Raw genomic sequence first — 15391 nt, 5'->3', positions numbered from 1 at the left:
GGTTATCCACAGAGGCCGGGGAAGCCATACCAGGTTTATTCATCTCTTTTCCAACGACTTCCCGCAATCCTGACCCAGGTTATCCACAATTCACCTTGTGTCGAGTGAACGGGTGTTGTAGCAATTGTAGTCAATTAATACAATATATTGGGTCGGCGTGCATTTTAAAGTCTATATGTAGTGATTTGCATCAAGGATGTTTGCAATTTTATTGACGTAGAACAAGGTAAAAATCAGAGCGTACAGATGGCGGGCACTGTAGCGTTTGTAAAGGATAGCAAGAAAAATCTGATTAATTATTCAACAAAAACAGAGAGTAACTTGAAGCAACGCCACAGCCCGTGCTAATAGGTCTGCGGCGTTTATCCCTATAGGGACGTCGCGCTAGCGTTGTAACCACCAGATGGCTTCAAATGGGCGGAGCGTCATCGCGGCTGGCTGGCTGGCGACTTCCTCATAATTGTGCAGTAGCGCCTGCCATTGCCCTTTGGTATGCGGCGGATGCCACTCCTGGCACGTTTTGCTCAAGTTGGCGACGACTAATAGAGTTTGCCCCTGCCATTGGCGGCGATAACACCATACTGATGGGCTATCCGGGAGGAGATCCTGATAATCGCCCCAGATCAGTACAGGCTGTGTTTTACGCAGCGAGATCAGTTTTTGATAGGTGTAGAACACCGAGTTTTCATCGCTCAATGCCGCCGCGACATTAACCTCCGCATAGTTATCACACAGGTTTATCCACGGCTCGCCCTGGGTGAAACCGGCGTTTTTAGCGTTGTCCCACTGCATCGGCGTGCGGCTGTTGTCGCGGGATTTACTGGCCAGGATAGCCAGCAGTTCGTCGGGGTCGCGCCCGGCGGCGCGTAGCGCGGCAAACATGTTATGGCTTTCCACGTCGCGATAATCGGTGATACGGGTAAAGCGCGGGTTGGTCATGCCGATTTCTTCGCCCTGATAGATATAAGGCGTCCCTTGCATACCGTGCAGCGCCATCGCCAGCATTTTCGCGGCCGGAATCCGGTATTCCCCCTCGTCACCAAAGCGGGAAACGATGCGCGGCTGATCGTGATTACACCAGAATAACGCGTTCCAGGCGACGTTATGCATCCCCTGTTGCCAGTGGCGGAACAACGCTTTCAGCGCCACATAATCAGGTTTGGCCTGCGTCCACTTTTCGCCATTGGGGTAATCCACCTTCAGATGATGAAAATTGAAGGTCATCGAGAGTTCGTTGCCGCTAAGCGCGGCATATTGCTGGCAGTTTTCCAGGGTGGTAGAGGACATTTCGCCTACCGTCATCAGATTACGCGGCGTAAAAACGTCACGGTTCATTTCGCGTAAAAACGCATGCGCGCGCGGTCCGTCGGTATAAAAACGGCGTCCGTCGCCCGCCGGATCGTCAGGAAAATCTTGATCTTTGGCGATCAGATTCACTACGTCCAGACGCAGGCCATCCACGCCGCGATCGGCCCAGAATTCACAGACCTTTTTCAGTTCGGCGCGCACGGCGGGGTTTTCCCAGTTCAGGTCGGCCTGCTCAGGCGCGAAAAGGTGTAAATAATACTGTTCGCTCTGGCTATGCCAGCGCCAGGCGCTACCACCAAATTTGGATTGCCAGTTATTCGGGCAGACATCCGGTGTACCATCGCGCCAGATGTAAAACTGACGGTATGGACTCTCTTTGTTCAGCGCGTCGCGAAACCAGGCATGCTGGGTAGAAGTATGGTTAAACACCATATCCAGGATGATGCGAATACCGCGTGCTTTCGCCTGCGCGACCAGCTCGTCAAAATCATCCAGAGTGCCGTAGGTCGGGTCGATAGCCGTATAATTTGCGACGTCATAACCGTTATCCACCTGCGGTGAGATATAAAACGGCGTGAGCCAGATGGCATCCACGCCGAGTCGCTGTAGATAGTCAAGGCGCTGCGTGACGCCGCGTAAATCGCCGGTGCCGCTGCCGGTCGTGTCCTGAAAACTTTTCGGGTAGATCTGATAAATAACGCCGTTTTGCCACCAGAGGGGAATAGTCATTGTAGTTTCCTGCAAGTGCGTTGGGGCGCAACTGCGCCCCGAAGAAGAATTAGACAATTTGTAATGTGCCCTGACGATGCTTACGCTGATAGATAAAGGTGGTCAGAATCATCGGGATAACGATCGCGATAACCATCGCCATGCCGTACACCTGCCAGTAGCGCGGCGGTATAGACAGGATGCCCGGCAGGCCGCCCACGCCGATACCGTTAGCGATGACGCCGTTCAGGCCGCAGAGCAGTCCCGCCAGACCAGAGCCTATCATCGCGCACAGCATCGGAAAACGATACTTCAGGTTGATACCGTACATCGCCGGTTCGGTTACGCCAAGATAAGCGGAAATGGCGGCAGGAACGGAGATCTCGCGTTCATTGTGTTTACGGCTGGAGATGATGATGCCCACCACGGCGGAGGCCTGCGCGATATTCGACAGCGCAATCAGCGGCCAGACTGGCGTACCGCCCATGCTCTGGACCATCTGCATATCGATAGCGAGCGTTGTCTGGTGGACGCCGGTAATGACCAACGGGGCATACAGGAAGCCGAACAGCGCCGCGCCTATCGGGGCGAAACTGCCGGTCATCAGATAACGTACCGCAAAGGCCACGCCGTCGCCGATCATACGGCCAAAGGGACCGATAAAGGTATGGGCGAGAAAGACGGCCAGTATCAACGAACAGACCGGGACGACGACCAGGTAGAGATAATTCGGCACGATGCGCTTCAACCGTGTTTCAATAAACCCAAGCGCCAGCCCTGCCAGTAGCGCCGGGATAACCTGCGCCTGGTAGCCCACTTTCTCAATGCTAAACAAGCCGAAGTTCCAGACGTCCGGCGTTTGCTGGCCCAGCAGATACGCATTCATCAACTGCGGTGACACCAGCGTCACGCCGAGCACGATACCAAGAATCGGCGTGCCGCCCATTTTTTTCACCGCCGACCAGCAGATTCCCACCGGCAGATAGAAGAAGATCGCTTCGCCGATCAACCATAAAAAATCATAAAGCGTTTTTAGCGTCGGATACATCTGCGCCAGCGTTTGGCCGTTGCTCATCGGCACATCGCCGATCACGTTACGAAAGCCTAAGATCAAACCGCCGCTGATCAACGCCGGTAGTAGCGGAAAGAAGATCTCCGCGAAGTGGGAAATTAACTGTTCATGCCACTTCATGTTCTGGCGAGCGGCTTTTTTTGCCTGCTCTTTATCGGCATGCGCTTTGCCGGTAGTGTCCAGCAGTGCTTTGTAGTAATCGCCAACGTCGGTGCCGATCACCACCTGAAACTGCCCGGCGTTGGTGAAACAGCCTTTAACCATCGGCAGTTGTTCGATCTCTTTTGGCCTGGCGTTTGTTGGCTGGTGGAGCACAAAGCGCAGGCGAGTAATGCAATGGCTCACCGTGGCGATATTGTCGCGCCCGCCGACCCGTTCAATCAGCCGGTCGATATCGGCTTGTTTTACTTTGCTCATCGTAAAGCCTCATGACAGAGGAGGTATGTTATTGGTTGGCGCAAGAGTATCTCTTCAACGTTTGTTTAAGAATGGGAACGTTCCCGAAATACGGCGACGATCACAAATTACTCATGGTATTCGGTTTAATTAGCCATTCAGGCGAGGGTAGAAGGAATGACGATCCGGCGCGGTTCGCAGCGGCCATTGATCTGTTCGATCAACTGCGAAGCCGCCTGTCGTCCGGCTTCAGCATAGCCAGGATCGACGGTGACGATCTCCGGGTGCAGGAATTTCATCAGCGGCGTGTTCCCGACGCTTGCCAGTTGCAGCGTCTCAATACGTTGCTCCTGTAAATACTTACTGGCGCCCAGCGCCAGCGTATCGGTGGCACAGACTAACGCGGTGGTATCCGGCATGATGACGCTTGCCGTATGGTCATAGCCCTGTTTCATGGCAAGACCGGGCAGGGCGGCGACGGGATGAAGTTTATGTTTTTTGCAAAACGCCAGGTATGCGTCATGCCGACGTTTGCCGGTCGTAACGTCGCTATGGGGAACGCCCAGAAAGCTAATGTTGCGGTGTCCCTGCTCATACAGCCGCTGCATGAGGATATGAATCGCGCCCTCGTCGTCGTAACAGACGGAGGCAAAACCTTTCGCATCTCTTGCCAGCAGCACCAGCGAGGCTTTCCAGGGGGCGATCAGCTCTTCTGTGATGCAGGTAAAGCCAAACAGCACCACGCCATCGATATTGCGTCGTCTGAGCATTCCCAGATGTTCCGCTACCAGCGTTGATGAGAACTGACTTTCCATCATAATAGGGTCGTAGCCCTGCTCATAAAACGCAGGCAGCATGGTCTGAACTGCAAGGTTTTCAGACAACGAATCGAGGCGAGTGACGATAATAGCGACCACTTTATCGCTTTGCCCCCGCATCGCACGGGCGGAGCGGGACGGGGAGAAACCGTGCTGATTCATCACCGCTTCGACACGCTCGCGGGTACGTTCGCTTACGCCGCTTTCATTGTTAAGCACGCGGGAAACGGTTGATTTCCCTACGCCGCTCAGGCGGGCGATGTCTTTGATAGTGAGCCGATATTGCATCCTGTTTTCCCGTAGCGTGACGTTGGTGGTGATAAAAAGAGTAACTTTACTCAAGCGAAGGACAATGGGCAAAGTCTGGTTTATAGTTGGTTTAATTACGTAACGGTATGATACCGCCATAATTGCCACAAAACTTATGGATTTATGCGTATAATCCGCGACGCAGATCATTCACTTACCGGAGGCGACATGGACCCTGAACCCACCCCTCTCCCGCGATGGAGAATTTTCCTTTTCCGGTAAGCCTGCCTCTGCTGTCTTACCGGTTTGTAAGACAGTGACACGATAACGTCCCTGTTTTTATTTAAAAATTGCTCATCGGGCAAGGCTTTGCCGTGCCTGAAGAATTTTCTGCGCCTGACTTCGGCGCGGAGGGATTACCTATGCTAAAAACCATTACCCGTCAGCTTTTTGCCCGGCTTAATCGTCATTTGCCTTATCGTCTGGTTCACCGCGATCCGCTGCCTGGTGCGCAAACCGTCGTAAACGCGACTATCCCGCCTTCGCTGAGCGAGCGCTGTCTGAAAGTCGCGGTAATGGAGCAGGAGACTCTCTGGCGCGTCTTTGATACGCACCCGGAGGGATTAAACGCCGCCGAGGTGACGCGCGCGCGTGAAAAGTATGGTGAAAACCGCCTTCCCGCACAGAAACCCTCGCCGTGGTGGGTGCATCTGTGGGTATGCTATCGCAATCCTTTCAACATCTTACTCACGATTCTTGGCGGCATTTCTTATGCCACGGAGGATCTGTTTGCCGCAGGCGTTATCGCCCTGATGGTCTGTATCTCAACGCTGCTGAATTTTGTGCAGGAAGCGCGCTCGACGAAAGCGGCGGATGCGCTAAAAGCGATGGTCAGCAATACCGCTACCGTACTGCGGGTTATTAATGAAAATGGCGAAAACGGCTGGCTGGAATTACCCATCGATCAACTGGTGCCCGGCGATATTATTAAGCTGGCGGCGGGAGATATGATCCCGGCGGATTTACGGATTATCCAGGCGCGCGATTTGTTTGTCGCCCAGGCGTCGCTGACCGGCGAGTCTCTGCCGGTCGAGAAGGTCGCCACGACCCGCGAGCCCCGGCAAAATAATCCGCTTGAGCGCGACACGCTGTGCTTTATGGGAACGAACGTGGTGAGCGGAACGGCGCAGGCCATGGTGATGGCGACTGGCGCCGACACCTGGTTTGGTCAATTGGCGGGTCGCGTTTCGGAACAAGATAACGAGCAGAACGCTTTCCAGAAAGGGATTAGCCGCGTCAGTATGTTGCTGATCCGCTTTATGCTGGTCATGGCGCCGGTAGTGCTGATTATTAATGGTTACACGAAAGGTGATTGGTGGGAAGCGGCGCTATTTGCGCTCTCGGTCGCGGTAGGGCTAACCCCGGAAATGTTACCGATGATCGTCACCTCCACCCTGGCGCGCGGGGCGGTGAAGCTATCGAAACAGAAAGTTATCGTGAAGCACCTTGACGCGATTCAGAACTTCGGCGCGATGGATATTCTGTGCACCGATAAAACCGGCACTCTGACGCAGGACAAAATTGTGCTGGAGAATCATACGGATATTTCCGGTAAGCCCAGTGAGCATGTACTGCATTGCGCCTGGCTGAACAGCCATTATCAGACCGGTCTAAAAAATTTACTGGATACGGCGGTCCTGGAGGGAGTAGACGAAACCGCCGCGCGTCAGCTCTCCGGACGCTGGCAGAAAATCGATGAGATCCCTTTTGATTTTGAGCGTCGCCGGATGTCGGTGGTGGTCGCCGAAGACTCTCACGTGCATCAACTGGTCTGTAAAGGCGCGTTACAGGAGATCCTGAACGTGTGTACCCAGGTGCGTCACAACGGCGATATTGTGCCGTTGGACGACAATATGCTGCGCCGAGTGAAACGCGTTACCGACACGCTGAACCGTCAGGGGCTACGCGTGGTCGCCGTCGCAACCAAATACCTGCCTGCGCGTGAGGGCGATTACCAGCGTATCGATGAGTCTGACCTGATTCTGGAAGGGTATATCGCTTTTCTCGATCCGCCAAAAGAGACCACTGCGCCGGCGCTGAAAGCGCTGAAAGCGAGCGGGATTACGGTGAAAATTCTCACCGGCGACAGCGAGCTGGTGGCGGCGAAAGTCTGTCATGAAGTCGGGCTGGATGCAGGCGATGTCGTCATCGGCAGCGATATTGAAGGGTTAAACGACGACGCGCTGGCGGCGCTGGCCGCGCGTACGACGTTGTTTGCGCGTCTGACGCCGATGCATAAAGAGCGCATCGTTACTCTGCTCAAACGTGAGGGGCATGTGGTCGGTTTTATGGGCGACGGGATTAACGATGCCCCGGCGTTGCGGGCGGCGGATATTGGTATCTCGGTAGATGGCGCGGTGGACATCGCCCGTGAAGCGGCCGATATTATCCTGCTGGAAAAGAGCCTGATGGTGCTGGAAGAAGGCGTCATTGAAGGTCGTCGTACTTTTTCTAATATGTTGAAATATATCAAGATGACCGCCAGCTCAAACTTCGGTAACGTGTTTAGCGTGCTGGTGGCGAGCGCCTTTTTGCCGTTCCTGCCGATGCTGCCGCTGCACTTGCTGATTCAAAACCTGCTGTACGATGTATCCCAGGTGGCGATTCCGTTTGATAATGTCGATGAAGAACAAATTCAAAAGCCGCAGCGCTGGAATCCGGCGGATTTGGGGCGCTTTATGGTCTTTTTCGGTCCGATCAGCTCGATTTTCGACATTCTGACATTTTGTCTGATGTGGTGGGTATTTCATGCGAATACGCCAGAAGCGCAAACTTTGTTCCAGTCCGGCTGGTTTGTGGTGGGATTACTGTCGCAAACGCTGATTGTGCATATGATCCGTACCCGTCGTCTGCCGTTTATTCAAAGTCGCGCCGCCTGGCCGCTGATGGCGATGACGTTGTTGGTGATGGTCGTGGGGATCTCATTGCCGTTTTCGCCGCTGGCGTCTTACCTGCAATTGCAGGCGCTGCCGTTAAGCTATTTCCCGTGGCTGATTGCCATTCTGGCTGGCTATATGACGTTAACCCAGTTGGTGAAAGGGTTTTACAGCCGACGTTATGGCTGGCAGTAAGCGTCGCAGTATTATGCATTATCGGCCTGGATGGCATACCAGGCCGAATAAGCGATAGCGCCATCCGGCCTCTATCTATAAACGAGCGTTAGCGACGAACAGCGATCGCTTCGATCTCAATTTTTACATCTTTCGGCAGACGCGCGACTTCCACGCAGGAACGCGCCGGGAAGGTGGCGTTGTGCTCGGTGAAGAAAGCTTCGTAGGTGGCGTTGACGGTCGCAAAGTCGTTCAGGTCTTTTACGAATACGGTCGTTTTCACAATGTCGCCTACTTTCAGACCGGCGGCTTCCACGATAGCTTTAACGTTGTCAAGCGACTGACGCGCCTGTGCGGACACGTCTTCCGGTACGCTACCTGTTTTCGGATCAACCGGGATCTGACCGGAAGTGATGATCATGCTGCCCAGATCTACGCCCTGAACGTATGGACCGATAGCTGCGGGTGCATTTTCCGTCGCAATAGTTTTGCTCATGATTTCTCCTGAATTACAGCGGTAAGTAAGGCTGCATCATGTGATTAAGGGATGCAGCCTGATGTCCCGCCATTATAGGGAGCCCGAAATTGTTAACCAACCCCAATTAGTTGGCCAGCACCACATTATGCGAAAACTCTTTTTCACAGTATTTGCATTTGAGGGCGATGTCATTGGCGCGTTTTTTCACTGCAAAGCTGGAGGACACCGGTTCTGCGTGGCTGATGCAGTTGCTGTTCGGGCAAACCAGCACATTATTAATACGCTCCGGCAGGTTGGGGCGTGATTTCCCGACTACGTCGTAGTTGTCGATACGGTTAACGGTGGCCTGCGGCGCGTACAGAGCAAGTTGGTTAACCTGCTCATCGGTGAGGAAGGTGTTTTCTATTTTGATTAAGTCCTTACGCCCCATCTCGCCAGACGGTAGATTCAGGCCGATAGTAATCCGCTGATCGGTCTCGGTCAGTTTAAACAGACTCAGCAGCTTAAAACCTACCTGCGCAGGGATATGGTCAATCACGGTGCCGCATTTAATAGCTTCAACCTGCAGTTTATTATCGTGTGTCATCTCTTTTCTCCCTTACAGACTCAGTTCGCTATTCAGTACCAACGCCAGTAACGCCTGGCGAGCGAAAATACCGTTGCCCGCCTGCTGGAAGTACCAGGCGTGTGGCGTTTTATCCACATCCGTGGTGATTTCATCAATCCGCGGCAGCGGGTGCAGCACTTTCATATTTTCACGCGCGCCGTTCAGGTCGCAGGCGCGTAGAACAAACTGCGCCTTCACATTGGCGTACTCCGACGGGTCGAGACGCTCTTTCTGTACGCGAGTCATATAGAGGATGTCGACTTCGGCCATGACGTCTTCAATAGAACCATGCAGGCTCCAGGCCATCCCTTTTTCATCAAGCATATCCAGAATGTACTGCGGCATCGCCAGAGCGTCCGGCGCGATAAAATAAAAACGGTTGCCGCTAAATTTCGCCAGCGCCTGGGTTAGCGAATGCACGGTACGACCATATTTCAGATCGCCGACCATTGCGATATGCAGGTTATCCAGACGGCCCTGCGTTTCCTGGATGGTAAACAGATCCAACAGGGTCTGCGTGGGGTGCTGGTTCGAACCGTCGCCCGCATTGAGCACCGGTACCTGACCGGAAAACTCAGTCGCCAGACGTGCCGCGCCTTCTTGCGGATGGCGCATCACAATCGCGTCTACGTAAGTGCTAATCACTGAGATCGTGTCGGCTAACGTTTCTCCTTTTTTCCCCAGTGACGTGTTGGCGCTGTCGGAGAAGCCCACTACGCTGGCGCCCAGGCGATGCATTGAGGTTTCAAACGACAGGCGGGTACGCGTGGAGGCTTCGAAAAAGCAGCTGGCGATCACTTTATGTTTCAATAGTTCCGGCTGCGGGTTGGCTTTTAATTTCGCTGCCGTCGCCAGTACCAGATTAAGATCGTCGCGGCTGAGGTCGTTTATGGAAATGATATGTTTTTGATATAGCGGGTTAGCCATGTTTATCTCCTGACGCCTGGACAAAAAAAAGCCCCTCAATTGAGGGGCTTGGTATTGGTTTTCAACGGAAAGAAAAACGGCAGGCCTGCGTCTTTTTTCAGACGCGGTAAGACAGAATGTCGTACACACTGAACCATGCTTCCTCCCGGCAAATTGTCCGCGATTATACTCAGCTCTGTTTTGGGATCAAGCGATTAATGCATGATTTACTCATCGCAAACGGTTCTTATGAATTTAAATTCATTTTAAGTAAATAATTAATTTGTTTATGTACCAGCGCCGTGCGCTTAACGACCCGCGGCGCGACCCAGACAATACTGCTACCGGCAACGACGCCGAGAATTTCCGGCAATGCGTGGTAATCCAGAATCCTTGCGACGGCGCGGCCATAGCCTGCCGCCGTGTGGATAAGGATAAATTCGCTATTATGTTCAATGCTGACTACCATTTCGGCTATTGAACGTCCGGCATCCGGCGAGGGACGCTGCTGGGGATTTACGGAATAAATCTTTTGTCCCTTCGTATTTCTAATTTTTATTGCGCCAAGCAGCTTGAGCAGGCGCGAAACCGTAGACTGACTGATACCTTCAAAACCCTCATTTTGTAAATCGCGGCGAATCTCCTCCTGGGACAGATAACTTTTTTCGCTAATCAGGCGCTGACAAACCGCCAGTTGCTGCTGTTCTTTGGCGGAGTAATCATCGTATTCCTTCATAAATGCACCTTATCTTTATTATTGATATCAACGGACTGGCGAAATTCATCACATTTGTCACATTGATTACGGATCAATCGGGCGGTTTTGCAGGAAAATGAGAAGCCGATCAAAAAAGGAGACGGTGTGCCTGATGGCGCAGCGCTTATCAGCCAGCCCTGTCGTCGCCATCCGGCACCGTTACATCATCGCTCCGATGCTCAGCACCGCCATATTCAGCAATGTCAGGATCAGCAACAGCGGCGCGACCCATTTCAGATAGCGGACATAGGGAACACGCGCGATCGCCAGTCCACCCATCACCACGGCGGAGGTGGGGGTAATCAGGTTCACAATCCCGGAAGCCGACTGGTAGGCTGTTACGACCAAATCTCGCTGTACGTGGGCAAAATCCGCTAACGGCGCCATAATGGGCATCGTCAATACGGCAAGACCGGAAGAGGAGGGCACCAGGAAGGAGAGCAGTACTTCCAGCCAGTAGGTTACGTTAATGAAAATGATTGTAGAGAGACCGGAAACCAGATTTTCCGCGCTGTGCAAAATGGTGTGGGTAATCATACCGTTGTCCATGACCACTACAATGCCGCGCGCGATACCGATAATTAGCGCTACGCCGAGCAAATCCCGCGCGCCGTCGATAAAGGTGCTGGTGAACGCTTCCTCACCCATCCGCGTTATCACGCCAACGATAATCGCCGCCGCCAGAAAGACGCCGGAAATTTCCGCCATCCACCAACCGAGTACCGCCACGCCGTAAATCATCACCGCGAAAGAGGCGGCGAAGATCAGCAGCACCCATTTACGGGTAGCCGTAAACTCCAACAGAGTATTGGAGCGATTGCCGAGAAAATGGGCGCGGTTCTCCTCCATTTTATCCGCTACGATGGAAAGCTCAGGATGAGCGCGTACTTTGCGCGCATAGCGCATTACCCAGACTACGCAAATCACGTAGCCCACGATAAGCAACAGAACACGCATCAGCATTCCCTGGGTAAACGGGATGCCAGCGGCGTTGGCGGCAATCACCGTGGCGAAAGGGTTAATGGTCGAACCGAGCGTGCCTATCCCCGCGCCGAGCAGCACGGTTGCCGCCGCCACCAACGGATCGAAGCGGGCCGCCATCATGACCGGTACCAGCAGCGTGTAGAAGGGCAGCGACTCCTCCGCCATGCCATAGATAGTGCCGCCTGCGGCGAACAAAGCCATCAGAATGGGGATCATCCACTCCTCTTTGCCGTTGAGCCTGACCGTTACCCGCTCGATACCGGCATCAATCGCCCCCGTTTTATTTACCACGCCCAGAAAACCGCCGATAATCAAGACGAACAGCGCAACGTCAATGGCGCCGGCGGTGTAGGTTTCGTGGTTATAGAGGCCGTCAATTGGCGCCAGTAAAACGGCGGTAATCCCTTGCGGATGCGCGTCAACGGGCGCATACGTTCCTGCCACCGGCACCTCTTTTCCCAGCGTGGCGTTCATCGCCATTTGATATTTTCCCGCTGGCACAATCCAGGTCATCACCGCGACCAGGGCAATAAGAATAAACAGGATGGTATAAGCGGTGGGAAATTTAAATTTACCCATGATGTTCTCTCCTGATATCACGGATATGCGCCGCGAGGGCGCATATCCTGTGGGATTAGTCGCCGAGCGTCGCCACCATGACCGCTTTGATGGTATGCATCCGGTTTTCCGCTTCATCGAAGACTACCGAGCCTGCGGACTCGAACACCTCTTCCGTGACCTCCAGCCCTTTCAGGCCGTAAGCCATTTCGATTTCGCGTCCCACTTTGGTGTGCTCGTTATGGAAGGCGGGCAGGCAGTGCATAAACTTCACGTCAGGGTTGCCGGTAGCGTCCACCACCTGCTGGTTGACCTGATACGGCGTCATCAGACTGACGCGCTCCGCCCAGGCTTCTTTGGGTTCTCCCATCGAGACCCAGACGTCGGTATAGAGGAAATCCACACCGTGAACGCCGTCTTCAACGCTCTCCGTTAAGGTGATACGAGCGCCGGTAACGCTGGCGATTTCCCGGCACTGCGCGACCAGCGCGGCATCTGGCCAAAAGGACTTTGGCGCTATCAGGCGGATATCCATGCCCATTTTCGCCGCGCCTACCATCAGCGAGTTACCCATGTTGTTGCGCGCGTCGCCCAGGTAGGCGAAGCTCAGTTCCGGCAGCGTTTTGCCCGGCGCATGTTCCAGCATGGTCATCAGATCGGCCAGGATCTGTGTGGGGTGAAATTCATCGGTCAGGCCGTTCCAGACGGGAACGCCAGCGTATTCCCCCAGCTCTTCCACAATGTGTTGACCAAAACCGCGATATTCGATGCCGTCATACATCCGTCCCAGGACGCGAGCGGTATCTTTCATGGACTCTTTATGACCAATCTGTGAGCCGCTTGGGCCGAGATAAGTCACCTGCGCGCCCTGGTCGAAAGCGGCGACTTCAAACGCGCAGCGGGTGCGGGTAGAGGTTTTTTCAAAAATAAGCGCGATATTTTTGCCGAGCAGTGTTTTTTGCTCATGTCCGTTTTTTTTCGCCGATTTCAGCGCAATCGCCAGGTCGATAAGGTGCTGGATTTCCTCCGGGGTGTAGTCAAGTAGCTTCAAAAAGTTACGATTTTTCAGTGTAATAGCCATTACAATATCCTTGTTAAAATGAATTTCCTGATGGCGCTGCGCTTATCAGGTCTACGGTTATGCGCGTTCTGTAGGCCGGATAAGGCGAAGCGCCATCCGGCAAAAAGCCTTATGCGTTAGCGTCAACGGTTTCGCATCGAATCAGGGTTCCTTTCTCACCCGCGAGAATGGCTTGCCCATCCGCCAGCGAGCCGATTCCGGCAATGCCGCGGCAATGGCTGACAAACTCGGCGCAGGCGGTCACTTTCGGGCCCATCGAACCGGCGTCGAACTGCATTTCACGAAGCCGCTCCGGCGTAACCTGCGCCAGCGGGTGTTGGGTGGGCTTGCCCCAGTCGAGATACACCGCGTCGGCATCGGTCAGAATGAGCAGCGCGTCGGCGTGAATTTGGCTGGCAAGCAGGGCGGCGGACAGATCTTTGTCTATCACCGCCTCGATACCGTGGTAGCCATCGGCTTTTTCCACAACCGGCACGCCGCCGCCGCCGTTACAGATAACCAGGTGATCGCGGCTAATCAGCGCGCGGATAGCATCGTTTTCCACAATGCGTTTCGGCTGCGGGGAAGGCACAACGCGGCGGAAGGCGTTACCGTCGGCTTTGAATACCCAGCCCTTTTCTGCCTGTAACGCGCGGGCCTGCGCTTCGTCGTAAATTGGTCCGATATATTTGGTTGGATTCAGGAATGCCGGGTCGTTGGCATCGACTTCGACCTGGGTGAGCAGGACGCTGATTTCACGCTCCGGCAGTTGATTTTTCAGCGCCTGTTGCAGCATGTAGCCAATCATTCCCTGGCTTTCCGCGCCGAGGATATCGAGCGGGTAGGGCGTAACGCTGGCGTAGGCGCTATTTTGTAGCGCCAGCAGTCCCACTTGTGGGCCGTTGCCGTGCACTAACACCACTCGCCATTGCTGAGTAAGCTGGGCGATGGTTCTGGCCGCCAGATCGATATTTTTACGCTGAATATCAGCCTCCAATGGCTCGCCGCGTTTGAGCAGCGCATTGCCGCCCAGCGCGACGACCAATGTGCGTTTGTTTGCCATAACGTCTCCTTTAAATACCATCGCGTTCCAGTGGGCAGCTCATGCAGCGTGCGCCCCCGCGCCCGCGGCCCAGTTCATCGCCGGGAATGGGAAGGACAGTAATGCCGGCTTTGTCGTATTTTTCGTTGGTCCAGATGTTGCGCTCATAGCCCACGACCACGCCGGGACGCAGGGTGAGCACGTTATTGGCGTCATTCCACTGTTCGCGCTCAGCTTCAAATGCATCGCCGCCAGTGGTGATTAAGCGCACCTGATCGATGCCAAGCGCTTTTTCAAGAGCGTGAACCAGCGTGCTCTCCTGGGTTCGTTTCAGATCGCCGTGTCCGTCTGGCGTCAGCGTCCAGCACTGAACGTTCGGGCGAACGACTTCCGGATAGACGGAGAAGGTGTCGATATCAATGTGGGTCATGACGGTGTCAAGGTGCATGCAGGAGCGATGTTTTGGCAGCTCAACGGCAATGACGCGTTCCGCCTGACGATGTTTAAACAATGCCTGCGCCAGGAACTCAATGCCCTGCGGCGTAGTTCGTTCAGACATACCGATCAGAACCGCGCCGCGGCCAATCACCAGCACATCGCCGCCCTCTAAAGTGGCGTGGTCGTAATTAATGTTTTCGTCGCCGAAATATTTAATGAAATCACCGTCCGCGAATTGTGGATGCCAGCGATAAATAGCACGTAAATTATTTGTTTCACGTTGACGTGCAGGCTTTGCCATGGGGTTAATTGAGACGCCGTTATATATCCAGCAGGACGTGTCACGGGTAAATAGGTGATTCGGTAATGGCTTCATAATAAAGTCATTAATATCGTGAGTATCGACCACCATATTTTTTATGGAGGCGGGGATTTCGCCGTAAGTTAAACCGCCGCTTAAATGGCGAGCCAGTTCACGGTGCGGCATATCTGCCAGCCAGGCGCGAATATCTGCGGCAAAGGTGGGCCCAAGGCGATAATCGGAAATTTGCGTATCCAGCAGCCAGGCTTTGGCGTCAGCCACATCCAGCGTTTGGGTGAGCAGGTCGGTTAACAGCAACACTTCTATCCCTTGCTGGCGCAGCGTGTTGGCAAAAATGTCATGCTCTTCGCCAGCGCGCTCTACGGATAATACATCGTCAAAAAGCAATTCCTGACAATTTGAAGGGGTAAGTCTTTTTAGGCTTAGATTGGGACGATGCAACATTACGCTGCGTAATTGACCGATTTCAGAACCGACAAAATGCTTTTCCATCGTTATACCTTTTACATAATTTCAAGAATAAAGAAGGAGTGGCTGCAAATATTTAGTGTGCTTGCAGTCGCGGCGTTTCAGTTAAT

General features: G+C 53.8%; 15 protein-coding genes. 3 read left to right on the top strand and 12 right to left on the bottom strand.

The window, feature by feature from the left end:
- Nucleotides 1-384 precede the first annotated feature (384 nt).
- From treC to treR, 3 genes are all read right to left on the bottom strand, one after another.
- Nucleotides 385-2037, bottom strand: coding sequence for an alpha,alpha-phosphotrehalase (gene treC / locus AC3G3F_RS02070; protein ID WP_488394346.1), 1653 nt, complete (start codon nt 2035-2037; stop codon nt 385-387).
- 49 nt (nt 2038-2086) lie between these two features.
- Nucleotides 2087-3505 (bottom strand): PTS trehalose transporter subunit IIBC, encoded by a 1419-nt coding sequence (gene treB / locus AC3G3F_RS02065; RefSeq protein ID WP_063390029.1) that lies wholly within the window; start codon nt 3503-3505, stop codon nt 2087-2089.
- A 137-nt stretch (nt 3506-3642) separates the two neighbouring features.
- A complete protein-coding gene (gene treR, locus AC3G3F_RS02060; protein WP_488394440.1) occupies nt 3643-4623 on the bottom strand; it encodes a trehalose operon repressor TreR in 981 nt (326 codons plus the stop codon).
- 111 nt (nt 4624-4734) lie between these two features.
- Here treR and mgtL point away from each other — a divergent pair, with 111 nt between their 5' ends.
- Both mgtL and mgtA read left to right on the top strand, forming a co-directional pair.
- Entirely contained in the window at nt 4735-4833 is a 99-nt protein-coding gene (gene mgtL / locus AC3G3F_RS02055; protein ID WP_108418447.1) for a mgtA regulatory leader peptide MgtL, read from the top strand.
- A 140-nt stretch (nt 4834-4973) separates the two neighbouring features.
- Nucleotides 4974-7682, top strand: coding sequence for a magnesium-translocating P-type ATPase (gene mgtA / locus AC3G3F_RS02050; protein WP_053529637.1), 2709 nt, complete (start codon nt 4974-4976; stop codon nt 7680-7682).
- 88 nt (nt 7683-7770) lie between these two features.
- Here mgtA and ridA read toward each other — a convergent pair whose 3' ends face one another.
- From ridA to pyrL, 4 genes are all read right to left on the bottom strand, one after another.
- Nucleotides 7771-8157, bottom strand: coding sequence for a 2-iminobutanoate/2-iminopropanoate deaminase (gene ridA / locus AC3G3F_RS02045; RefSeq protein WP_000047540.1), 387 nt, complete (start codon nt 8155-8157; stop codon nt 7771-7773).
- A 106-nt stretch (nt 8158-8263) separates the two neighbouring features.
- Nucleotides 8264-8725, bottom strand: coding sequence for an aspartate carbamoyltransferase regulatory subunit (pyrI, locus tag AC3G3F_RS02040; RefSeq protein WP_000148565.1), 462 nt, complete (start codon nt 8723-8725; stop codon nt 8264-8266).
- Nucleotides 8726-8737: 12 nt separating this feature from the next.
- Nucleotides 8738-9673 carry an aspartate carbamoyltransferase gene (gene pyrB, locus AC3G3F_RS02035; RefSeq protein ID WP_023248618.1) on the bottom strand — a complete coding sequence of 312 codons (936 nt, stop codon included), beginning with the start codon at nt 9671-9673 and terminating at the stop codon, nt 8738-8740.
- Nucleotides 9674-9708: 35 nt separating this feature from the next.
- A complete protein-coding gene (gene pyrL, locus AC3G3F_RS02030; RefSeq protein ID WP_000249504.1) occupies nt 9709-9810 on the bottom strand; it encodes a pyr operon leader peptide in 102 nt (33 codons plus the stop codon).
- Here pyrL and AC3G3F_RS02025 point away from each other — a divergent pair.
- Complete coding sequence (locus AC3G3F_RS02025) at nt 9790-9930, top strand: hypothetical protein (protein WP_001541415.1); 141 nt, start codon at nt 9790-9792, stop codon at nt 9928-9930. The genes pyrL and AC3G3F_RS02025 overlap by 21 nt on opposite strands.
- Here AC3G3F_RS02025 and AC3G3F_RS02020 read toward each other — a convergent pair.
- From AC3G3F_RS02020 to arcA, 5 genes are all read right to left on the bottom strand, one after another.
- Nucleotides 9900-10388, bottom strand: a complete 489-nt coding sequence (locus AC3G3F_RS02020) for an arginine repressor (RefSeq protein ID WP_023248617.1) — start codon at nt 10386-10388, stop codon at nt 9900-9902. The genes AC3G3F_RS02025 and AC3G3F_RS02020 overlap by 31 nt on opposite strands.
- A 180-nt stretch (nt 10389-10568) precedes the next feature.
- Entirely contained in the window at nt 10569-11972 is a 1404-nt protein-coding gene (locus AC3G3F_RS02015) for a YfcC family protein (RefSeq protein ID WP_023248615.1), read from the bottom strand.
- Between the two features lie 55 nt (nt 11973-12027).
- A complete protein-coding gene (gene argF / locus AC3G3F_RS02010; protein WP_023248614.1) occupies nt 12028-13032 on the bottom strand; it encodes an ornithine carbamoyltransferase in 1005 nt (334 codons plus the stop codon).
- 109 nt (nt 13033-13141) lie between these two features.
- Nucleotides 13142-14074, bottom strand: a complete 933-nt coding sequence (gene arcC / locus AC3G3F_RS02005) for a carbamate kinase (protein WP_023248613.1) — start codon at nt 14072-14074, stop codon at nt 13142-13144.
- Between the two features lie 10 nt (nt 14075-14084).
- Complete coding sequence (gene arcA / locus AC3G3F_RS02000) at nt 14085-15305, bottom strand: arginine deiminase (RefSeq protein ID WP_488394342.1); 1221 nt, start codon at nt 15303-15305, stop codon at nt 14085-14087.
- Nucleotides 15306-15391: the final 86 nt, after the last annotated feature.

It is taken from the genome of Salmonella sp. FC25216 (genome assembly GCF_057751355.1).
This window is presented reverse-complemented; position numbering and strand designations above follow the sequence as displayed.